This is a genomic window from Paenibacillus tarimensis (assembly GCF_021532315.1).
Lineage (GTDB): Bacteria > Bacillota > Bacilli > Paenibacillales > Paenibacillaceae > Paenibacillus_I > Paenibacillus_I tarimensis.
On sequence record NZ_JAKGAO010000029.1, the window covers coordinates 15,089 to 34,763 of the forward strand.

Consider the following 19,675-nt stretch of genomic DNA (forward strand, 5'->3'; position numbering starts at 1 on the left):
TTCTGAACCTACTGTTATTTATTGATAAACCCTTTGTAGTGGCGTTTGATCAATTGGGTTTCGATCTGCTTCATCGTGTCGAGTGCAACACCGATTACGATCAGGAGCGAAGTACCGCCCAGCTGAACGGATTGTGGCAGTCCGGCAAAAGCACCGAATGCTACAGGAAGCAGGGAAATCAGGGCCAGGAAAAGCGCACCTGACAACGTGATTCTGGACAAGACACGCGTAATAAACGTCGATGTCGGTTTGCCAGGACGAATACCCGGAATGTAACCGCCATTCTTCTTCATTTGATCAGCCATCTGTACAGGATTGATCTGTACAAAGGTGTAGAAGAAGGTGAAGGCGATAATCAGGATAACATACAGGACCATCCCAAGCGGCTGGACATAATCGAGGTGTTCGATAATCCAGTTAGCCCATGCTTTACCCTGCCAGAACTGTGCTATCGTTCTAGGGAAGTAGAGCAAGGAAATCGCAAAGATAACCGGGATAACGCCGGCACCATTCACTTTAAGCGGAATGTGTGTCGACTGGCCGCCGTACATTTTTCTTCCGACAACACGCTTGGCGTATTGAACCGGAATTTTGCGGACGCCTTGTTGAACGAAGATAACGCCCACAAGGATCGCTATAACCGCAATCAGAATTACAACTATCTTCAAAATGCTAAGGAACAAGTTATCCGCATTGTCTACAAACTGATCTGCATACAATGTACGGATATGTCCTGGTATCGAAGCTACGATACCCGCAAAGATGATGATTGAAATACCGTTGCCGATCCCTCTCTCGGTGATCTGTTCACCAAGCCACATCAGGAATGCGGTACCTGCAGTCAATACAATTGCAATCATCGCATAGGTTGTAAACCCGGCATCAATAACGATATTGAACTGGTTGTGGAAACCAATCGAAGTTGCAAAAGCTTGAATCAACGCTAGAACAATCGTTCCGTAACGGGTGATCTGCGCAAGCTTGCGTTTGCCATTTTCGCCTTCTTTAGCCCACTCTGCAAACTTAGGTATAACATCCATACTAAGCAGCTGTACGATAATCGAAGCCGTAATGTATGGGAATATACTTAGTGCAAAGATGGAGAACTGAAACAAGGCACCGCCAGAGAACGTGTTAAGCAGTCCGAACAGGTTCTCCTGGTTGTTCGCCGCTTCCAGCATCGTCTTATCGATGTTGGGAACGGGGATGAACGAACCGACACGGTAGATCAATAAGATGAAAAGTGTGAAGAGTATACGTCTCCGTAAATCTTCCACTTTCCAGATATTGGACACGGTCTTGAACAATTAGATCACCTCGGTTTTACCGCCGGCAGCCTGGATTTTCTCTACCGCAGATTGAGAGAACTTGTTTGCTTTAACAGTGAGTTGGACGTTGATGTCGCCGTTACCCAGGATCTTGATGCCGCTCTGCGGGTTCTTAACGATACCCTGCTCCATCAAAAGCTCAGGCGTTACTTCAGTTCCTGCTGCAAAGCTGTTCAGCTCTTCAATGTTTACAACGGCGTATTCCTTACGGAACGGGTTGTTGAAACCACGCTTTGGAAGACGACGGTAAAGCGGGTTCTGGCCACCCTCGAAGCCCGGACGAACACCGCCGCCGGAACGAGCGTTTTGACCTTTGTGACCTTTGCCGGCCGTTTTGCCATTTCCGCTGCCGATACCGCGTCCTTTACGTTTCGGTTCTTGACGCGAGCCTTCAGCTGGCTTAAGCTCATGCAATTTCATCGTTCGTAGCACCTCCTTGTAATTTATGCCTTATCTATGGCTGTATTAGCCCTGTACTTCTTCAACTTTAACTAAGTGGCTGACATGATTCACCATGCCGCGAATGGCCGCGTTGTCAGTTTTAACAACGGATTGATGAAGCTTGCGCAGGCCCAGTGCTTGAACGGTAGCGCGCTGCTTCTCGTTACGACCAATCAGGCTGCGAACGAGGGTGATTTGAAGTTTTGCCATCAGATTCCCTCCTTAACCCAGCAGCTCTTCCACTGTTTTGCCACGCAGTTTGGCAACGTCTTCTGCACGCTTCAGGCGGGAAAGCCCTTCGAGTGTAGCGTTAACCATGTTGATGGAGTTGGAAGAACCCAGAGATTTCGTCAAAATGTCGCCTACGCCAGCCAGTTCGAGTACTGCACGAACCGGTCCGCCAGCGATTACACCGGTACCTTCGGAAGCAGGCTTCAGAAGAACTTCACCAGCGCCGAAGTGACCGAGCACGAGATGAGGAATCGTCGTGCCAACAAGCGGTACATGGATCAGGTTTTTCTTAGCATCGTCGATGCCTTTACGGATTGCATCCGGCACCTCGCCTGCTTTACCGATCCCTGCGCCAACCCAGCCCTTGCCGTCACCGACAACTACAAGTGCGCTAAAGCTGAAACGGCGTCCGCCCTTTACAACTTTCGCTACGCGGTTGATATGAACAACTTTTTCTGTCAGTTCTAACGTATTCGGATCTACACGCAAGTCGTTTTACCTCCTTATTAAGTAAAGTCGATTAGAATTCGAGACCAGCTTCACGCGCTGCTTCAGCCAGTGCTTGAATTCTGCCGTGATACAAGTAACCGCCGCGGTCAAATACGATTTTGTCGCAGCCTTTCGCTTTCGCACGTTGTGCAATCAGTTCGCCTACTTGACGAGCTGCTTCCACGCTACCGCCGTTTCCGATCTTACCAGCGAGTTCTTTGTCCTGTGTGGATGCCGCAGCAATCGTCACGCCTTGAACATCATCAATCAGCTGAGCATAGATGTGCTTGGAGGAACGGTATACAGACAAACGTGGACGTTGTGTTGTTCCGCTGATTTTCTTACGGACTCGCAGATGTCTTTTCAGACGTGCTTTGTTCTTGTCGCCCTTAGTAATCATTGTGCATTTCACTCCTTCCTACCAGTCCGGTCTAAGCCGCATGTATAGGCGGGCTAGCCGCCTTCACGTTCATTAAGCCTCTAGGCTTATTATTTCTTCTTACCTGCTTTACCTTCTTTACGAAGGATCCGTTCGCCTTCATACTTGATACCTTTGCCCTTATAAGGTTCAGGCTCACGTACGGAGCGGATTTTGGCAGCTGTTGCGCCGACAAGTTCCTTGTCGATGCCTTTAACGATGATCTTCGTGTTGGAAGGTACCTCGAATTCAATACCTTGCTCAGCAGCGATTTCGACTGGGTGAGAGTAGCCAACGTTCAGAACTACTTTCTCCCCTGTCTTATTTGCACGGTAACCAACGCCCACTAGCTCGAGGGATTTGGTGAAACCTTCTGTAACACCGCTGACCATGTTGGCAACGACACTACGGGTTGTTCCATGCAGGGAACGGTGAAGCTTATTGTCAGAAGGACGTTCGATCGAAATTTCGTTTTCACCAACGACTACCTTCATATCCTTATGAAGCTCGCGGGTAAGCGTACCTTTCGGTCCTTTAACTGTAATAACAGAGTTGTCCAGGGTAATGTTTACGCCGTTAGGCACCTGGATCGGTTTGCGGCCAATACGTGACATGGTGACACCTCCAATCGTTGTAACTTCTTCTTACCAAACGTAGCAAACGACTTCGCCGCCAGCTTTCGCTTGACGTGCTGCTTTATCGGTCATAACCCCTTTGGAAGTGGAAATGATCGCAATTCCGAGTCCGCCCAGTACGCGAGGGATCTCAGTTGATTTCGTGTACACGCGAAGTCCCGGTTTACTGATGCGCTTCAGTCCGGTGATAACGCGCTCGTTGTTCGGGCCGTATTTCAGGAAAATACGGATAATCCCTTGTTTGCTGTCCTCAATGAATTCAGCGTCACGAATGAAGCCCTCGCTCTTCAGAATTTCGGCGATTTGCTTCTTAATGTTCGAAGCGGGCATCTCCACGGTCTCATGACGTACAGTATTCGCGTTACGAATACGGGTCAGCATATCTGCAATCGGATCAGACATAACCATTATTCGAAAACCTCCTTCCCGGTCTAGCTGATTACCAGCTCGCTTTTTTAACGCCAGGGATCTGGCCTTTGTATGCTAACTCACGGAAACAAATCCGGCAGATTTTAAACTTTTGAAGAACGGAATGCGGACGGCCGCAACGTTCACAGCGCGTATAAGCACGCACTTTGAACTTCGGGGTACGTTGCTGCTTCACTTTCATCGAAGTTTTTGCCACTTGGTTACACCTCCTAGAAGTGGATTACTTCGCGAACGGCATACCCAATTGGGTCAGCAGCTCACGAGCTTCTTCGTCCGTTTTTGCCGTCGTGACGATGACGACGTCCATACCGCGCGTTTTATCAACTTTATCATACTCGATCTCAGGGAAGATCAATTGTTCCTTGAGGCCCAGTGTATAGTTACCGCGTCCATCAAACGCTTTGGTCGAAACACCACGGAAGTCACGTACACGTGGAAGCGAAATGTTGAACAGCTTATCGAGGAAGTAATACATGCGCTCACCGCGCAGGGTCACCTTCACACCGATTGGCATATTCTCACGAAGCTTAAATCCAGCGATGGATTTCTTCGCGCGTGTTACAACTGGCTTTTGGCCGGCGATTTGTTGAAGTTCATCAACAGCTACGTCCAGAACTTTGGAGTTTGCTACCGCTTCGCCAACACCCATGTTGATAACAACCTTCTCAACCTTCGGCACTTGCATTACCGTGGAATAGTTGAATTTCTGCATCAGAGCAGGCGTGATTTCGTTTAGAAAACGATCTTTCATTCTTGCAGCCATGAATCATGGACCTCCTTTCCGCTATGCAAATTAGTCGATTACCTCGCCGGATTTCTTAGCAATCCGAACCTTCTTGCCGTTGCTTTGCACTTGGTAGCCGATACGAGTCGGTTTGCCGCTCTTCGGATCAATGTGCATCACGTTCGAAACATGGATCGGCGCTTCCTGCTCAATAATTCCGCCTTGCGGATTTTGCTGGGAAGGACGCGTATGCTTCTTCACCATGTTCACGCCTTCGATAAGTACGCGATTCTCACGCGGATAAGCTGCGATAACGCGGCCTTTTTTACCTTTATCCTTGCCCGTGATGACGATAACGTTGTCGTCCTTCTTCACGTGCAGCTTGTTGTTGTGCGATTCCAGAACTTTTTTGAGTCTTGGCATTTGTTACACCTCCTGCGTGCGTCTGCACTCAAGCATTTATCGAGTTCCCGTCTGTACGGGATTAGATGACTTCTGGTGCCAGCGATACGATCTTCATGAAATCCTTATCGCGAAGCTCACGGGCAACTGGTCCAAAGATACGAGTACCACGTGGGCTCTTATCTTCCTTCACTACTACAGCAGCGTTCTCGTCGAACGAGATGTAAGAACCGTCTTTACGGCGAACCGTACGCTTCGTGCGAACGATAACAGCTTTGACTACGTCGCCCTTTTTGACAACGCCACCTGGTGTTGCGGATTTTACAGAACAAACAATCAAATCACCGATATGACCGACACGACGTCCCGTACCACCCAGCACACGAATACACATCAATTCTTTAGCGCCGGAGTTGTCAGCGACAGCCAAACGTGTAAATGGTTGAATCATGTTAAGGTCCTCCTTTCGGAAAAATGCTTAATGACACGCAAATCTTAAAGGATAACTGCTTCTTCAACGATCTCAACGAGTCTGAAGCGTTTGTCCTTGGAGAGCGGACGAGTTTCCATAATCTTAACAACGTCGCCGATCTTAGCTTGGTTGTTCTCGTCATGCGCCTTGAACTTCTTCGTGTATTTGATGCGCTTGTGGTAAAGATCATGCTTTTTGTAAGTTTCCACCGCTACCACGATAGTTTTGTCCATCTTGTCACTTACAACTTTACCGATTTGTACTTTACGTGCGTTGCGTTCACTCATGTTTTTCCTCCTTCCTGAAGGCGAGGTATTCCATCTATTCAATATCTATTAATTAGCTGGTGATACCCAGTTCACGTTCACGGATTACCGTTTTGGCACGAGCTATTTCTTTCCGAACATCGCGGATGCGAGTCGGATTGTCAAGCTGACCGGTGGCCAATTGAAAACGAAGGTTGAACAGCTCTTCCTTGAATCCTGCGATCTTTTGTTCAAGCTCAGCAGTGGTAAGGTTGCGGAATTCACTTGCTTTCATTTGCTTCACCACCCACTTCTTCACGTTTCACGAACTTCGTCTTTACAGGAAGCTTGTGAGCCGCCAGACGCATAGCTTCACGTGCGATTTCCTCTGACACGCCAGCAAGTTCGAACATTACTTTACCTGGTTTAACTACCGCTACCCACTTCTCAACGTTACCTTTACCGCTACCCATCCGGACTTCGAGAGGCTTCTGGGTGATTGGCTTAGCAGGGAAGATCTTAATCCATACTTTACCACCACGGCGGATGTAACGAGTCATGGCAATACGAGCGGATTCGATCTGACGGTTAGTGATCCAGCCTGGCTCAGTTGCCTGAAGACCAAACTCGCCGAAATGAACTTCCGTACCGCCTTTGGCACGGCCTCTCATGTGGCCGCGTTGTTGCTTACGATGTTTTACACGTTTTGGTACCAACATGATTAGTTGCCTCCTTCCTGGATGGCAGCTTTCTTCTTCGACGGAAGGATTTCACCACGGTAGATCCATACCTTTACGCCAATGCGGCCGTAAGTTGTATGAGCCTCTGCCGTACCATAATCGATATCGGCACGGAGTGTATGCAGAGGCACTGTGCCTTCGCTGTAGCCTTCAGTACGTGCGATTTCCGCACCGCCAAGACGTCCGCTTACCGAGGTTTTGATTCCCTTCGCGCCTGCACGCATCGTACGCTGCAGCGCTTGTTTCATAGCGCGGCGGAACGAGATACGACGTTCAAGCTGCTGTGCGATGCTTTCTGCTACGAGGATAGCGTCCAGATCCGCTTGTTTGATTTCAGAAATGTTGATGTGTACTTTCTTGCCGTTAGTAATCTTAGCAAGCTCTGTACGAAGGTTCTCAACCTCCGAGCCGCCTTTACCGATTACCATACCAGGCTTGGCTGTATGAATTGTTACGTTAACGCGGTTAGCTGCACGCTCAATCTCAATGCGGGAAACAGCCGCGTCCTTCAATTTATTCTTAAGGAACTCACGAATTTTCACGTCTTCCAGGAGCAGATCGCCGAAATCTTTACCGGCGTACCATTTGGATTCCCAATCCCGGATGATCCCGATACGAAGACCGACCGGATTTACCTTTTGACCCACACGTTTTCCCTCCTTATTTTTCGGATACCACCAAAGTAATGTGGCTGGTTCTCTTGTTGATCCGGCTTGCACGTCCCATTGCACGAGGGCGGAAACGTTTCATAGTTGGACCCTGGTTTACAAAAACTTGCGATACCACCAATTTGTTAACGTCCATTTGGTAGTTATGCTCTGCATTTGCGATAGCCGAGTTCAGAAGCTTCTCAACAACAGGAGATGCCGACTTTGGCGTGTGACGCAGAATCGCAATTGCTTCACCAACCTGCTTACCGCGGATCAAGTCCACAACCAGTTGAGCTTTCCGAGGAGCGATGCGGACATGGTTAACGCTGGCTTTAGCTTGTTGCATGGTTGAACCTCCTCTCTTACGTGTAGAAAATCATAACCGGCAGACTATCTTCTGCCTGTTTTCTTGTCGTCGTCTGTATGGCCTTTGTACGTACGCGTAGGCGCAAACTCGCCCAGCTTATGTCCGACCATATCTTCCGTTACATAAACCGGAACATGCTTACGACCGTCATAAACAGCGAAAGTGTGTCCGATGAACTGCGGGAAAATCGTAGAACGACGGGACCAAGTTTTGATAACGACTTTCTTATTCGTTTCGTTCAAATCTTCGACTTTTTTCAGAAGGTAGCCGTCAATAAACGGACCTTTCTTCAAACTGCGACCCATGGGTGTTCCTCCCTTCAAGCTTGCTTGTTATCGTTCACGCCGCCTCAGGCGGCCTGAGGCGCACTGACTGAACGGTTATTATTTCGTACGGCGACGAATAATATATTGGCTGGAAGCCTTCTTCTTCTTACGAGTCTTGAAACCGAGTGTCGGCTTACCCCATGGAGACATCGGAGATTTACGTCCGATTGGAGCACGGCCTTCACCACCACCGTGAGGGTGATCGTTAGGGTTCATGACGACACCGCGAACTTCTGGGCGCTTACCGAGCCAACGGCTACGGCCGGCTTTACCGATTTTCACGAGCTCGTGATCCTCGTTACCAACAGTACCGATTGTTGCACGGCAAGTTTTCAGAATACGGCGCATTTCGCCGGAAGTAAGACGGATTACAACGTAATCATCTTCCTTACCGAGAAGTTGAGCTTCAGTACCTGCAGCGCGAACCAGCTGTCCGCCCTTGCCTGGCTTCATCTCAATGTTGTGGATAACTGTACCAACAGGAATATTCTCGAGTGGAAGTGCGTTACCAACTTTGATGTCAGCGCCAACTCCGGACATTACCTGATCGTTTACCTTCAGGCCTTTTGGAGCAATGATGTAACGCTTCTCGCCATCTGCATAATGCAGCAATGCGATGTTCGATGTACGGTTTGGATCGTATTCAATTGTCGCTACGCGAGCTGGAATGCCGTCCTTGTTCCGTTTGAAGTCGATAACACGGTATTTACGCTTGTGACCGCCGCCATGGTGACGAACCGTGATTTTACCTTGGTTGTTGCGACCTGCTTTCTTGTGAAGAGGCGCAAGCAACGATTTCTCCGGTTGATTCGTGGTGATCTCTTCAAATGTCGATACAGACATACCACGACGGGCCGGCGATGTCGGTTTATACTTCTTAACTGGCACTAGATTTCCCTCCTTACTTATACGGATGCTTCGAAGAATTCGAGCTCTTTACTGTCATCGCTCAATTGAACGATCGCTTTCTTCCATTCGGAAGTATATCCGGAATGACGGCCATAACGCTTTGGCTTAGCCGGCATACGCAATGTATTAACACTAACAACCTTCACTTTGAAGATTTGTTCGATAGCAGCTTTAATTTCGGTCTTGTTAGCACGGAGATCAACTTCAAACACATAACGCTTGTTAATCATGAAGTCGCTCGTTTGCTCCGTGATGACCGGGCGCTTGATAATATCGCGTGGATCTTTCATTACGCAAGCACCTCCTGTACTTTCTCGACTGCTTCTTTCGTGATGACCAGCTTGTCGTAGGACAATACATCCAGAACATTAATACCGTCTGCAGCGACGAACTTAACACCTGGAATATTGCGAGCCGACAACGCAACGTTATCTTCGTAGTTAGCCGTAACAACCAGTGCCTTGCGGGCAACCTTGAGGTTGTTCAGGATCTCTGCGAATTCTTTCGTCTTCGGCTGTGCCATTGCAAGTTGATCCAACACGATAATCTCATTATCGATCACTTTAGAAGACAGTGCGGATTTGATTGCCAGACGGCGAACTTTTTTAGGAAGCTTAAAACCGTATTTCCGCGGAGTTGGGCCGAATACTGTACCGCCACCAACCCATTGCGGGGAACGGATACTACCTTGACGTGCACGACCCGTACCTTTTTGTTTCCAAGGCTTGCGGCCGCCACCACGCACTTCAGAGCGTCCTTTCGTCTTATGCGTGCCTTGACGCTCAGCTGCTTGCTGAAGCAGTACTGCACTATGAAGGACGTGAACGTTTGGCTGGATACCGAATACGCTGTCTGACAGTTCGAATTCACCAACCTGCGAACCGCTCACGTTGAAAAGTGCTACTTTTGGCATTTCATGTTCCTCCTTTCTTCAGTCTATTATTTCTTCACCGTAGATTTAATTTTTACGAAGCTGTTCTTCGCACCGGGAATTGAGCCTTTAACGAGAATTACGTTGCGCTCTGCATCCACACGTACAACTTCGAGATTTTGGATCGTAATCGTCTCGGAACCCATGTGACCCGGAAGACGCTTGCCTTTAGGCACGCGGTTCGCTTGAATAGAACCCATGGAACCTGGTCCGCGATGATAACGGGAACCGTGAGACATCGGTCCAGTACTTTGTCCCCAACGCTTAATAACGCCGGCAAAGCCTTTACCTTTCGAAATACCCGTTACGTCAACAAATTCGCCCTCAGCGAACAAGTCAGCCTTCAGTTCTTGGCCAACTTCATAGTCGCCGATTGTAATACCGCGAATTTCACGAACGTAGCGCTTAGGAGCCGTGTTGGCTTTTTTAGCGTGGCCGATTTCCGGCTTGATCGCTCTCTTCTCTTTTTTATCAGAGAAGCCTACCTGGATAGCTTCGTATCCATCGTTTTCTTGGTCTTTCTTCTGAAGAACAACGCAAGGACCTGCTTCGATAACCGTTACTGGCACCACGTTGCCTTCAGGTGTAAACACTTGCGTCATACCAAGCTTTTTGCCTAAGATACCTTTCATGTTGACACCTCATTTCCTTTCATACGTAAAATAATCTCTTCTATTAAAGCTTAATTTCAATATCTACACCGGACGGCAGGTCCAGACGCATCAACGCATCAACCGTTTGCGGCGTCGGATTCACAATATCGATCAGACGCTTGTGTGTGCGCATTTCGAATTGTTCACGGGAATCCTTGTACTTGTGTACCGCACGCAGAATGGTGATGATTTGCTTTTCCGTTGGAAGCGGAATCGGACCGGAAACACCTGCACCGGAACGTTTTGCAGTTTCAACAATCTTCTCTGCAGATTGGTCAAGAATTCTGTGATCGTATGCTTTCAAGCGGATACGAATCTTTTGCTTTGCCATATAAGTCCCTCCTTCTATCGCCCAATTTATTATCGGACATACTCCGTGAGAATACCCCGACCACCTCTCCATGGCAAAGGAGCCGGGTGTGTCGGCAACCTCTCACATCATCGCAACGTCGCAGACCAACAGTCAATATTATATCGAATTGACCAGGCGAATGCAACATTTTTTTATACTTTATCGGCAATTCCTGTATTTGGTTATAATTAAAGCTATAACCGCAGCTTAATGGTCAACCCATTTCCCCTCATATGAGAATGATACACCCAGTAACTCATATATAATAGTAGAAACTAATTCACGAATCAATAACTAAAAAGAAGCTCCCGCCTAAGCGGAAGCTTCCGATCACGATGCGGCTAGAGCCGCGTCGAATTATTTTTGAATTGTTGCTACAGCGCCAGCGCCTACAGTACGGCCGCCTTCGCGAATCGCGAAGCGAGTACCTTCTTCGATAGCGATTGGAGCAATCAGCTCAACCGTTACCGTGATGTTATCGCCAGGCATTACCATTTCGCTGCCTTCTGGAAGGTTGATGATACCCGTTACGTCAGTTGTACGGAAGTAGAACTGCGGACGGTAGCCAGTGAAGAAAGGCTTATGACGGCCACCTTCTTCTTTGGTCAGAACGTAGATTTGTGCTGTGAAGTTCGTGTGAGGCTTAACGGAACCTGGCTTAGAAATAACTTGGCCACGCTCGATGTCCTTACGCTCAACACCACGAAGCAGTGCACCGATGTTGTCGCCGGCTTGAGCGGAGTCAAGCAGCTTACGGAACATCTCAACGCCCGTACATACGGACTTGCGAGTTTCTTCAGCCAGACCAACGATTTCAACCTCGTCGCCCACTTTAACTGTACCACGCTCAACACGGCCAGTTGCAACTGTACCACGACCAGTGATTGTGAATACGTCCTCGACAGGCATCAGGAAAGGCTTGTCAGTGTCGCGCTCAGGAGTTGGGATGTAAGTATCGATTTGCTCGAACAGCTCAACGATCTTGTCAGCCCAAGGTCCGTCTGGGTTTTGCAGTGCTTCACGAGCTGCACCACGGATGATTGGAGTGTCGTCACCTGGGAACTCATATTCGTTCAGCAGGTCGCGCACTTCCATCTCAACCAGTTCAAGAAGTTCTTCGTCTTCAACCATGTCGCACTTGTTCAGGAATACGACGATGTAAGGAACGCCTACCTGACGGGAGAGCAGGATGTGCTCACGCGTTTGTGGCATTGGGCCGTCAGCTGCGGATACTACGAGGATAGCGCCGTCCATTTGTGCTGCGCCGGTGATCATGTTTTTAACATAGTCGGCGTGGCCTGGGCAGTCTACGTGTGCGTAGTGACGGTTAGGTGTTTCATATTCTACGTGAGCTGTGGAGATTGTGATACCGCGCTCGCGCTCTTCTGGTGCTTTGTCGATTTGGTCAAATGCAATAGCTGCACCGCCGTATTTCTTGGAAAGAACGGTAGTGATCGCAGCAGTCAGAGTCGTTTTACCATGGTCAACGTGACCGATCGTACCAATGTTAACGTGCGGTTTGTTACGTTCAAATTTAGCCTTAGCCATTGAACTTAATCCTCCTTAATATTGGAAAATGTATGTGTGGGCCAAGCGCGCGCATCACAAGTGTAACGCTGCGCTGGGCCAAATGCAACTCTTAAGGTATAGATATTGGAAGAACCGGATTATGCACCCTTGCTCTTCGAAATGATCTCTTCGGAGATCGACTTCGGAACTTCCTCGTAATGAGACAGTTCCATTGCGAACACACCGCGTCCCTGAGTACCGGAACGAAGAGTCGTGGAGTAACCAAACATTTCAGCCAGAGGTACCTTTGCACGGATGATCTGAGCACCGGAACGGCTGTCCGTACCTTCGATACGGCCACGGCGGGAGCTCAGCATACCCATAACGTCACCGAAATACTCTTCCGGAACGGTAACTTCAACCTTCATGATTGGCTCCAGCAGAACTGGCTTACACTTGTCCTTAGCTGCTTTCAGCGCCATCGAACCAGCGATCTTAAACGCCATCTCGGAGGAGTCGACATCATGATACGATCCATCTACGATTGTTGCTTTGACATCAACGAGCGGGAAGCCGGCAAGTACGCCGTTCTTCATCGATTCCTCGATACCAGCTTGAACCGCAGGGATGTATTCACGAGGAACTACACCACCAACAATTTTGTTCTCGAACACAAATCCTTGTCCTGGCTCTTGAGGAGCAAATTCGATCCATACATGACCGTATTGACCGCGTCCGCCGGACTGACGAACAAATTTACCTTCAACGCGAGCCGGTGCAGTGAACGTTTCACGGTAAGCTACCTGTGGTTTACCAACATTCGTCTCAACTTTGAATTCACGAAGCATACGGTCAACGATGATTTCAAGGTGAAGCTCACCCATACCAGCGATGATTGTTTGATTCGTTTCTTCATCCGTATAAGCACGGAAAGTCGGATCTTCCTCAGCAAGCTTGGAGAGTGCTACGCCCATTTTGTCTTGGTCGGCTTTTGTCTTTGGCTCGATTGCGATTTCGATAACCGGTTCAGGGAAGTTCATAGACTCCAAGATAACCGGATTCTTCTCATCGCAAAGTGTATCACCTGTAATCGTGTCTTTCAGACCGACTGCAGCTGCGATATCGCCGGAATATACTTCCGAGATTTCTTGACGGCTGTTTGCATGCATCTGAAGGATACGTCCGATCCGTTCACGCTTACCTTTAGTGGCATTCAGAACATATGAACCGGAATGCAGTACGCCGGAATACACGCGGAAGAACGTCAGTTTACCTACAAACGGGTCAGTCGCAATTTTGAAAGCCAAAGCTGCGAAAGGCTGGTCATCTGCAGATTTACGAACTGTTTCCGTTCCGTCTTCAAGCGTACCTTTGATGTCTGGTACGTCGACTGGCGACGGCAGGTAATCAACAACAGCGTCCAGCATCATCTGGACACCCTTGTTGCGGTAAGAAGAACCAGCAATTACCGGGAAGATTTGAACGGAGCAGACACCCTTACGGAGTGCGGCTTTCAGTTCAGGAATCGTGATTTCTTCACCCTCGAGATAACGCATGGTAAGCTCTTCATCAAGCTCAGCCACCTTCTCCACGAGTTCAGCGCGAAGTTCTTCAACCTTTTCCTTATACTCTTCCGGAATCTCAACCTTCTCTGGTTCTTTACCAAGGTCATCCTTGTACTTGTAAGCTACGCGCTCAATGATGTCGATAACGCCAACGAAGTCGTTCTCGGCACCGATTGGCAGCTGAATCGCAACCGCGTTAGCTTGCAGACGTTCACGCATGTCTTTGACAACATTCAGGAAGTCTGCGCCAATGATGTCCATCTTGTTTACATACGCGATCCGAGGAACGCCATAACGGTCAGCCTGACGCCATACGGTTTCAGACTGTGGCTCAACGCCTTCTTTCGCACTGAAAACACCTACGGCCCCGTCCAATACACGCAGGGAACGTTCAACTTCAACAGTGAAGTCAACGTGTCCCGGGGTATCAATGATATTGATGCGGTGACCATTCCACTGAGCAGTGGTAGCAGCGGAAGTAATCGTAATTCCGCGCTCCTGTTCCTGCTCCATCCAGTCCATCGTTGCAGCACCTTCGTGCACTTCACCGATTTTGTGGGTACGGCCTGTGTAGAACAGGATCCGTTCAGTAGTGGTGGTTTTACCGGCATCAATATGCGCCATGATCCCGATGTTACGCGTATTTTTCAAGGAGAACTCTCTTGCCATGATCATGTCTCCTTTCGTCTCTTAAAATCCTACCAACGATAATGAGCAAACGCTTTGTTGGCTTCTGCCATTTTGTGCGTGTCTTCGCGCTTCTTCACCGATGCGCCAGTGTTGTTCGATGCATCGATGATTTCTGCTGCCAAACGCTCTTCCATCGTCTTCTCGCCGCGGTTGCGGGAGTAGTTAACGAGCCAACGGAGTCCGAGCGATGTACGACGTTCCGGCTTAACTTCGATTGGCACCTGATAGTTTGCACCACCAACACGGCGGGCTTTCACTTCAAGTACTGGCATAATATTCTTGATGGCAGCTTCAAACACTTCCATCGGGTCTTTACCCGTACGTTCCTTGATGACATTGAATGCATCATAGAGAATCGTTTGGGCAACACCGCGCTTGCCGTCGATCATAATGCGGTTGATCAGACGTGTTACCAGCTTGCTGTTGTACACCGGATCCGGAAGCACATCACGTTTAGGTACTGGTCCTTTGCGTGGCATGAGGATGTCCCCCTTTCTTAAATGTTTGTTACCGGGTCACCCCGGTTTATTACTTTTTCTCTTTCGGACGCTTCGCGCCGTACTTCGAGCGAGCTTGTTTACGGTTGTTAACACCTGCGGTATCAAGCGCACCGCGTACGATGTGGTAACGAACACCCGGAAGGTCTTTAACCCGGCCTCCGCGGATCAGAACCACGCTGTGCTCCTGTAGATTGTGACCGATACCTGGAATGTAAGCTGTAACCTCTACGCGGTTCGTCAGACGAACCCTCGCGTATTTCCGCAGAGCGGAGTTAGGCTTCTTCGGAGTCATCGTTCCTACACGAGTGCATACACCGCGCTTCTGCGGCGAGCTAAGGTCCGTGCTTTCACGTTTCAGTGCGTTAAAACCTCTTTGAAGTGCCGGCGATTTCGACTTAACTACTTTCGCTTGACGGCCCTTGCGTACGAGCTGATTGATTGTTGGCATGCTGCCACCCCCTTCCTTTGATAAATCAATTTACGCTCACCTTTTTAAGCCCACAGATCCAGGTGGTTCATAAAGAAACAAACGAAAGTTTTTGCCTAATGCCTTAATGGCTTATAGCAAAAACAAGAAGTTCCTTATTATTCATCAGGGATCATTGCGGCCATGGCGGCTCCGACGTCAATGCCGCAGGTCTCCCCGAGGATTTCCATCGATTCAACCCATACGATCTCGACTCCGGCCTCAGCACACAAGTCGATAATCCTGCCTGTGATCCGCGGATCTGCATCTTTGGCAACCAAGACTCGTTCAGCAATCTGCTGTTCTACCATCCTAGTTGTCTGCTTTGTGCCAATCTTGTAAGGCATGGAACCTCATCCTTTCAAACAAGCACAGGACCACCCTTTTAGGCACACTTCGATATAATAGCACCACTGCTTGTAGAATGTCAAGGTAATAACCCTATGCCTGAAAATATTTTTTCTAATAGCTGATAGTATCCGGACGAAAGTACGGCCGGGCAGGAATAAACCTGTACCCGGCCGCCAAACAGTCCAATGCAAGAGATCTGTTACACTCTCAGTAACAGCGAAGTTTTTTACTAAGACTCTACTGTTACACTCTCTGCAGATTCATCCAATTGTTCCTCTTCGTCCATGCCCGCAAACTTAATGCTGCGGTAACGGTTCATACCGGTACCTGCTGGAATGAGCTTGCCGATAATGACATTCTCTTTCAAGCCAAGCAGTTGGTCAACCTTACCTTTGATAGCGGCATCTGTCAGGACACGAGTCGTCTCCTGGAAGGAGGCTGCAGACAGGAAGGAGTCCGTCTCGAGCGATGCTTTTGTAATACCAAGGAGCACTGGCTTCGCGACGGCAGGCTCACGTCCTGCGAGAATCGCTTCACGGTTTGCTTCCTCATACTCATGAATATCAACGAATGCACCTGGAAGCAGCGTTGTTTCACCCGCATCAACTATGCGGATTTTACGCAGCATCTGCTTAATCATAACTTCAACGTGCTTATCGTTGATTTCAACACCCTGGTTCCGGTATACGCGCTGAACTTCCTGCAGTATATAGTTCTGTACGCCGCGGATACCTTTGATACGCAGCATATCCTTAGGGTCAATCGATCCGTCTGTGATTTCATCACCAGCTTCAATGTGCTGGCCTTCGGTCACACGGATTCTAGAACCGTAGGTAACTGCGTACACTTTCGATTCTGCTTCACCCTGTACTTCAATTTCACGGCGGTCCTTGGCTTCACGGATCTCTTTGACGACACCATCAAGCTCCGTGATAATTGCTTGACCTTTCGGGTTACGTGCTTCGAACAGCTCCTGAATACGCGGCAAACCTTGCGTGATGTCATCACCGGCAACACCGCCGGTATGGAACGTACGCATCGTCAGCTGGGTACCCGGCTCACCGATCGATTGAGCAGCAATAATACCAACTGCTTCGCCGATTTCTACATGCTTCCCGGTAGCGAGATTACGTCCATAACAGATCTTGCAGACGCCATGACGGGCGCGGCAGCTAAGTACGGAACGGATCTGCAGCTTAGCAACGCCAGCTTCAATAATAGCATCGGCTTTGTTAGAGTCGATCAACTCGTTACGGTTGACGATAACTTCGCCTGTCTCCGGATGACGGATCGTTTCGAAGGAGTAACGGCCCTCGATACGGTCGTACAGATCCTCGATTACCTCTTTACCGTCTTGGATCTTTGAAACCATGAAGCCTTTATCAGTACCGCAATCATCCTCACGGACGATAACATCCTGTGCCACGTCAACAAGCCGCCGGGTAAGGTAACCGGAGTCAGCCGTACGAAGTGCGGTATCGGCAAGACCTTTACGCGCACCGTGTGTCGAGATAAAGTACTCGAGGACGGTTAGGCCTTCACGGAAGTTTGACTTGATAGGGAGTTCGATAATACGGCCAGACGGGTTAGCCATCAGCCCCCGCATGCCCCCAAGCTGTGTAATCTGCGATTTGTTACCACGTGCCTTGGAATCTACCATGAGCATGATGGAATTGTAGCGGTCCATCGATCTCATGAGGATATCAGTGATCTTATCTTTCGTTGCACCCCAAATATCGATAACACGGTCATAGCGCTCTTCGTTCGTAATCAAACCGCGGCGATACTGGTTCGTAACAACGCGTACTTTTTCTTCAGATTCCTGCAGGATCTCCTGCTTCTCCTGAGGCACGATAACGTCGGATACGGCAATGGTAATACCAGCCCGTGTCGAGTAGGTAAATCCGAGCTGCTTGATTTTATCAAGAATTACCGACGTGCGAGTCGTATGGTACTGGCGGAAGCACTCAGCGATAATCTGCCCCAAGTATTCCTTGCCCACCGCACCGGCTGTCGGAACTTCTTGAAGGAATTTCTGCAGGTCTGTACCTTTTTCGTAGACAAAGTATTTATCCGGCGTTCCATGAAGCAGATTGGTTTTGGTTGCCTCGTTGATGTATGGGAAGTCGTCTGGGAAAATTTCATTAAAGATAATTTTACCAACAGTAGTTACAAGCAGAGAGTTCTGCTGAGCTTCCGTAAACGTCTTCTTACGCACAACACGTGCTGGAACAATAACGCGGGCATGCAGTGAAACGATACCGCGCTGGTAAGCCGAGATCGCTTCATTCACAGTTCCGAACAAGGAACCCGAGCCTTTCGCTTCCATGTTGTCCATGGTCAAGTAGTAGCTGCCAAGAACCATATCCTGTGACGGTGTTACGACCGGCTTGCCGTCTTTCGGGTTAAGGATATTACCGGATGCAAGCATCAGCAAACGGGCTTCAGCCTGTGCTTCAGCAGACAGCGGTACGTGAACAGCCATCTGGTCACCGTCGAAATCGGCGTTGTATGCCGTACATACGAGCGGATGCAGCTTGATCGCACGTCCCTCTACGAGAATCGGTTCAAAAGCCTGAATACCAAGACGGTGAAGTGTAGGGGCACGGTTCAACAAGACCGGATGCTCCTTGATAACTTCTTCGAGTACGTCCCAAACCTCTGGGCTAACACGCTCGACTTTACGCTTCGCACTCTTGATGTTATGAGCAAGACCTTTATTTACAAGCTCCTTCATTACGAATGGCTTGAAAAGTTCAAGCGCCATTTCCTTCGGAAGACCGCACTGATACATCTTCAGGCTCGGACCTACTACGATTACCGAACGGCCGGAGTAGTCAACACGCTTACCCAGAAGGTTCTGACGGAAGCGTCCCTGCTTACCCTTCAGCATATGGCTGAGTGACTTCAGAGGACGGTTGCCAGGTCCTGTTACAGGGCGACCACGGCGTCCGTTATCGATCAGGGCATCAACCGCTTCCTGCAGCATCCGCTTCTCGTTCTGTACGATAATATCCGGCGCGCCAAGATCGAGAAGACGCTTCAGACGGTTGTTCCGGTTGATAACACGACGGTACAGGTCGTTCAGGTCTGAGGTGGCAAAGCGTCCGCCATCCAGCTGAACCATTGGACGAAGCTCAGGCGGAATGACAGGGAGAACATCCAAAATCATCCACTCTGGCTCATTACCCGAGTTACGGAAAGCTTCGATTACTTCAAGGCGCTTGATCGCACGGTTACGGCGCTGGCCTTGAGCGGTGCGAAGTTCTTCCTTAAGTGTTTCCAGTTCCTTCTCGACATCGATGTCCTGAAGCAGCTTCTTCACTGCCTCGGCACCCATACCGGCATGGAAACCATAGCCATACTTCTCACGATAGCTCCGGTATTCCTTCTCCGAGAGCAGCTGCTTCTTCTCCAGCGGCGTATCGCCTGGATCCGTCACCACATAAGATGCAAAATAAATAATCTCTTCAAGGGAGCGCGGAGACATGTCCAGCGCCAGACCCATGCGGCTCGGGATACCTTTGAAGTACCAAATATGCGAAACCGGTGCAGCCAGCTCGATATGACCCATCCGCTCACGGCGAACCTTAGCGCGCGTTACTTCAACACCGCATCGGTCACATACTACGCCCTTGTAACGAACACGCTTATACTTGCCACAGTGACATTCCCAGTCCTTTGTCGGTCCGAAGATCTTTTCGCAGAAAAGACCTTCCTTCTCCGGCTTCAGTGTCCGGTAGTTGATCGTTTCCGGCTTCTTAACTTCACCGCGCGACCAGGAACGGATTTTATCCGGCGATGCCAGGCCAATCTTCATGTACTCGAAGTTGTTTACATCCAACAAGGAGC

Annotated in this window: 28 protein-coding genes; all 28 read right to left on the reverse strand. The window is 49.2% G+C overall.

Features of this window, described 5'->3' with window-relative positions:
• Positions 1-14 precede the first annotated feature (14 nt).
• The 28 genes from secY to rpoC all read right to left on the reverse strand — a co-directional run bounded on the left by secY (position 15) and on the right by rpoC (position 19,670).
• Complete coding sequence (gene secY / locus L1N82_RS21105; protein ID WP_235289437.1) at positions 15-1,307, reverse strand: preprotein translocase subunit SecY; 1,293 nt, start codon at positions 1,305-1,307, stop codon at positions 15-17.
• Positions 1,308-1,748 carry a 50S ribosomal protein L15 gene (rplO, locus tag L1N82_RS21110; protein WP_111145642.1) on the reverse strand — a complete coding sequence of 147 codons (441 nt, stop codon included), beginning with the start codon at positions 1,746-1,748 and terminating at the stop codon, positions 1,308-1,310. It abuts the gene before it with no gap.
• A gap of 45 nt (positions 1,749-1,793) precedes the next feature.
• Positions 1,794-1,979: a 50S ribosomal protein L30 gene (gene rpmD, locus L1N82_RS21115; RefSeq protein ID WP_111145641.1), complete on the reverse strand. Its 186-nt coding sequence runs from the start codon at positions 1,977-1,979 to the stop codon at positions 1,794-1,796.
• Between the two features lie 12 nt (positions 1,980-1,991).
• Positions 1,992-2,489 (reverse strand): 30S ribosomal protein S5, encoded by a 498-nt coding sequence (gene rpsE, locus L1N82_RS21120; RefSeq protein ID WP_111145640.1) that lies wholly within the window; start codon positions 2,487-2,489, stop codon positions 1,992-1,994.
• Positions 2,490-2,520: 31 nt separating this feature from the next.
• Complete coding sequence (gene rplR, locus L1N82_RS21125; RefSeq protein WP_235289438.1) at positions 2,521-2,889, reverse strand: 50S ribosomal protein L18; 369 nt, start codon at positions 2,887-2,889, stop codon at positions 2,521-2,523.
• Between the two features lie 89 nt (positions 2,890-2,978).
• Positions 2,979-3,521, reverse strand: coding sequence for a 50S ribosomal protein L6 (rplF, locus tag L1N82_RS21130; protein ID WP_235289439.1), 543 nt, complete (start codon positions 3,519-3,521; stop codon positions 2,979-2,981).
• 30 nt (positions 3,522-3,551) lie between these two features.
• Positions 3,552-3,950, reverse strand: a complete 399-nt coding sequence (rpsH, locus tag L1N82_RS21135) for a 30S ribosomal protein S8 (RefSeq protein ID WP_111145637.1) — start codon at positions 3,948-3,950, stop codon at positions 3,552-3,554.
• A gap of 31 nt (positions 3,951-3,981) precedes the next feature.
• Positions 3,982-4,167, reverse strand: coding sequence for a type Z 30S ribosomal protein S14 (locus L1N82_RS21140; RefSeq protein ID WP_013312154.1), 186 nt, complete (start codon positions 4,165-4,167; stop codon positions 3,982-3,984).
• A gap of 24 nt (positions 4,168-4,191) precedes the next feature.
• Positions 4,192-4,734, reverse strand: a complete 543-nt coding sequence (rplE, locus tag L1N82_RS21145) for a 50S ribosomal protein L5 (protein WP_111145636.1) — start codon at positions 4,732-4,734, stop codon at positions 4,192-4,194.
• 30 nt (positions 4,735-4,764) lie between these two features.
• On the reverse strand, positions 4,765-5,118 hold the full coding sequence (rplX, locus tag L1N82_RS21150) for a 50S ribosomal protein L24 (RefSeq protein WP_111145635.1): 354 nt from the start codon (positions 5,116-5,118) through the stop codon (positions 4,765-4,767).
• A 61-nt stretch (positions 5,119-5,179) separates the two neighbouring features.
• Positions 5,180-5,548, reverse strand: a complete 369-nt coding sequence (gene rplN, locus L1N82_RS21155) for a 50S ribosomal protein L14 (RefSeq protein WP_111145634.1) — start codon at positions 5,546-5,548, stop codon at positions 5,180-5,182.
• A 44-nt stretch (positions 5,549-5,592) separates the two neighbouring features.
• A complete protein-coding gene (gene rpsQ, locus L1N82_RS21160) occupies positions 5,593-5,856 on the reverse strand; it encodes a 30S ribosomal protein S17 (protein WP_111145633.1) in 264 nt (87 codons plus the stop codon).
• Positions 5,857-5,908: 52 nt separating this feature from the next.
• The gene (gene rpmC / locus L1N82_RS21165; protein WP_111145632.1) at positions 5,909-6,109 is read right to left on the reverse strand and encodes a 50S ribosomal protein L29; all 201 of its coding nucleotides are present in this window, start codon (positions 6,107-6,109) and stop codon (positions 5,909-5,911) included.
• Positions 6,096-6,533, reverse strand: a complete 438-nt coding sequence (gene rplP / locus L1N82_RS21170; RefSeq protein ID WP_111145631.1) for a 50S ribosomal protein L16 — start codon at positions 6,531-6,533, stop codon at positions 6,096-6,098. Before rplP ends, rpmC begins: the two co-directional genes overlap by 14 nt.
• A gap of 2 nt (positions 6,534-6,535) precedes the next feature.
• Positions 6,536-7,201 carry a 30S ribosomal protein S3 gene (gene rpsC, locus L1N82_RS21175; RefSeq protein ID WP_111145630.1) on the reverse strand — a complete coding sequence of 222 codons (666 nt, stop codon included), beginning with the start codon at positions 7,199-7,201 and terminating at the stop codon, positions 6,536-6,538.
• Between the two features lie 13 nt (positions 7,202-7,214).
• Entirely contained in the window at positions 7,215-7,550 is a 336-nt protein-coding gene (gene rplV, locus L1N82_RS21180; protein WP_111145629.1) for a 50S ribosomal protein L22, read from the reverse strand.
• Between the two features lie 44 nt (positions 7,551-7,594).
• Positions 7,595-7,876 (reverse strand): 30S ribosomal protein S19, encoded by a 282-nt coding sequence (gene rpsS, locus L1N82_RS21185; protein ID WP_111145628.1) that lies wholly within the window; start codon positions 7,874-7,876, stop codon positions 7,595-7,597.
• Positions 7,877-7,954: 78 nt separating this feature from the next.
• Positions 7,955-8,785, reverse strand: coding sequence for a 50S ribosomal protein L2 (gene rplB / locus L1N82_RS21190; RefSeq protein ID WP_235289440.1), 831 nt, complete (start codon positions 8,783-8,785; stop codon positions 7,955-7,957).
• 17 nt (positions 8,786-8,802) lie between these two features.
• Complete coding sequence (rplW, locus tag L1N82_RS21195) at positions 8,803-9,096, reverse strand: 50S ribosomal protein L23 (RefSeq protein ID WP_235289441.1); 294 nt, start codon at positions 9,094-9,096, stop codon at positions 8,803-8,805.
• Positions 9,096-9,719, reverse strand: a complete 624-nt coding sequence (gene rplD, locus L1N82_RS21200; protein WP_235289442.1) for a 50S ribosomal protein L4 — start codon at positions 9,717-9,719, stop codon at positions 9,096-9,098. The genes rplW and rplD overlap by 1 nt, the downstream gene beginning before the upstream one ends.
• Positions 9,720-9,745: 26 nt before the next feature.
• Positions 9,746-10,369 carry a 50S ribosomal protein L3 gene (rplC, locus tag L1N82_RS21205; RefSeq protein WP_235289443.1) on the reverse strand — a complete coding sequence of 208 codons (624 nt, stop codon included), beginning with the start codon at positions 10,367-10,369 and terminating at the stop codon, positions 9,746-9,748.
• A 43-nt stretch (positions 10,370-10,412) separates the two neighbouring features.
• Positions 10,413-10,721, reverse strand: coding sequence for a 30S ribosomal protein S10 (rpsJ, locus tag L1N82_RS21210; protein WP_005544556.1), 309 nt, complete (start codon positions 10,719-10,721; stop codon positions 10,413-10,415).
• 378 nt (positions 10,722-11,099) lie between these two features.
• Entirely contained in the window at positions 11,100-12,290 is a 1,191-nt protein-coding gene (gene tuf, locus L1N82_RS21215; protein WP_235289444.1) for an elongation factor Tu, read from the reverse strand.
• Between the two features lie 119 nt (positions 12,291-12,409).
• A complete protein-coding gene (fusA, locus tag L1N82_RS21220) occupies positions 12,410-14,485 on the reverse strand; it encodes an elongation factor G (RefSeq protein WP_235289445.1) in 2,076 nt (691 codons plus the stop codon).
• Positions 14,486-14,514: 29 nt separating this feature from the next.
• Positions 14,515-14,985 (reverse strand): 30S ribosomal protein S7, encoded by a 471-nt coding sequence (gene rpsG / locus L1N82_RS21225; RefSeq protein ID WP_111145621.1) that lies wholly within the window; start codon positions 14,983-14,985, stop codon positions 14,515-14,517.
• Positions 14,986-15,034: 49 nt separating this feature from the next.
• Positions 15,035-15,454, reverse strand: coding sequence for a 30S ribosomal protein S12 (gene rpsL, locus L1N82_RS21230; protein ID WP_111145620.1), 420 nt, complete (start codon positions 15,452-15,454; stop codon positions 15,035-15,037).
• Positions 15,455-15,591: 137 nt separating this feature from the next.
• Positions 15,592-15,819 (reverse strand): ribosomal L7Ae/L30e/S12e/Gadd45 family protein, encoded by a 228-nt coding sequence (locus L1N82_RS21235; RefSeq protein ID WP_235289446.1) that lies wholly within the window; start codon positions 15,817-15,819, stop codon positions 15,592-15,594.
• Between the two features lie 233 nt (positions 15,820-16,052).
• Positions 16,053-19,670: a DNA-directed RNA polymerase subunit beta' gene (rpoC, locus tag L1N82_RS21240; RefSeq protein WP_235289447.1), complete on the reverse strand. Its 3,618-nt coding sequence runs from the start codon at positions 19,668-19,670 to the stop codon at positions 16,053-16,055.
• Positions 19,671-19,675 lie beyond the last annotated feature (5 nt).

Bases quoted from the DNA above. Each gene is read 5' to 3' on its own strand.
- rplO (WP_111145642.1), bottom strand. From the start codon at position 1,748: ATGAAATTGCATGAGCTTAAGCCAGCTGAAGGCTCGCGTCAAGAACCG.
- rpmD (WP_111145641.1), bottom strand. From the start codon at position 1,979: ATGGCAAAACTTCAAATCACCCTCGTTCGCAGCCTGATTGGTCGTAAC.
- rplR (WP_235289438.1), bottom strand. From the start codon at position 2,889: ATGATTACTAAGGGCGACAAGAACAAAGCACGTCTGAAAAGACATCTG.
- rplF (WP_235289439.1), bottom strand. From the start codon at position 3,521: ATGTCACGTATTGGCCGCAAACCGATCCAGGTGCCTAACGGCGTAAAC.
- rpsH (WP_111145637.1), bottom strand. From the start codon at position 3,950: ATGGTTATGTCTGATCCGATTGCAGATATGCTGACCCGTATTCGTAAC.
- rplE (WP_111145636.1), bottom strand. From the start codon at position 4,734: ATGGCTGCAAGAATGAAAGATCGTTTTCTAAACGAAATCACGCCTGCT.
- rplX (WP_111145635.1), bottom strand. From the start codon at position 5,118: ATGCCAAGACTCAAAAAAGTTCTGGAATCGCACAACAACAAGCTGCAC.
- rplN (WP_111145634.1), bottom strand. From the start codon at position 5,548: ATGATTCAACCATTTACACGTTTGGCTGTCGCTGACAACTCCGGCGCT.
- rpsQ (WP_111145633.1), bottom strand. From the start codon at position 5,856: ATGAGTGAACGCAACGCACGTAAAGTACAAATCGGTAAAGTTGTAAGT.
- rpmC (WP_111145632.1), bottom strand. From the start codon at position 6,109: ATGAAAGCAAGTGAATTCCGCAACCTTACCACTGCTGAGCTTGAACAA.
- rplP (WP_111145631.1), bottom strand. From the start codon at position 6,533: ATGTTGGTACCAAAACGTGTAAAACATCGTAAGCAACAACGCGGCCAC.
- rplV (WP_111145629.1), bottom strand. From the start codon at position 7,550: ATGCAACAAGCTAAAGCCAGCGTTAACCATGTCCGCATCGCTCCTCGG.
- rpsS (WP_111145628.1), bottom strand. From the start codon at position 7,876: ATGGGTCGCAGTTTGAAGAAAGGTCCGTTTATTGACGGCTACCTTCTG.
- rplW (WP_235289441.1), bottom strand. From the start codon at position 9,096: ATGAAAGATCCACGCGATATTATCAAGCGCCCGGTCATCACGGAGCAA.
- rplD (WP_235289442.1), bottom strand. From the start codon at position 9,719: ATGCCAAAAGTAGCACTTTTCAACGTGAGCGGTTCGCAGGTTGGTGAA.
- rplC (WP_235289443.1), bottom strand. From the start codon at position 10,369: ATGAAAGGTATCTTAGGCAAAAAGCTTGGTATGACGCAAGTGTTTACA.
- rpsJ (WP_005544556.1), bottom strand. From the start codon at position 10,721: ATGGCAAAGCAAAAGATTCGTATCCGCTTGAAAGCATACGATCACAGA.
- tuf (WP_235289444.1), bottom strand. From the start codon at position 12,290: ATGGCTAAGGCTAAATTTGAACGTAACAAACCGCACGTTAACATTGGT.
- fusA (WP_235289445.1), bottom strand. From the start codon at position 14,485: ATGGCAAGAGAGTTCTCCTTGAAAAATACGCGTAACATCGGGATCATG.
- rpsG (WP_111145621.1), bottom strand. From the start codon at position 14,985: ATGCCACGCAAAGGACCAGTACCTAAACGTGATGTGCTTCCGGATCCG.
- rpsL (WP_111145620.1), bottom strand. From the start codon at position 15,454: ATGCCAACAATCAATCAGCTCGTACGCAAGGGCCGTCAAGCGAAAGTA.
- L1N82_RS21235 (WP_235289446.1), bottom strand. From the start codon at position 15,819: ATGCCTTACAAGATTGGCACAAAGCAGACAACTAGGATGGTAGAACAG.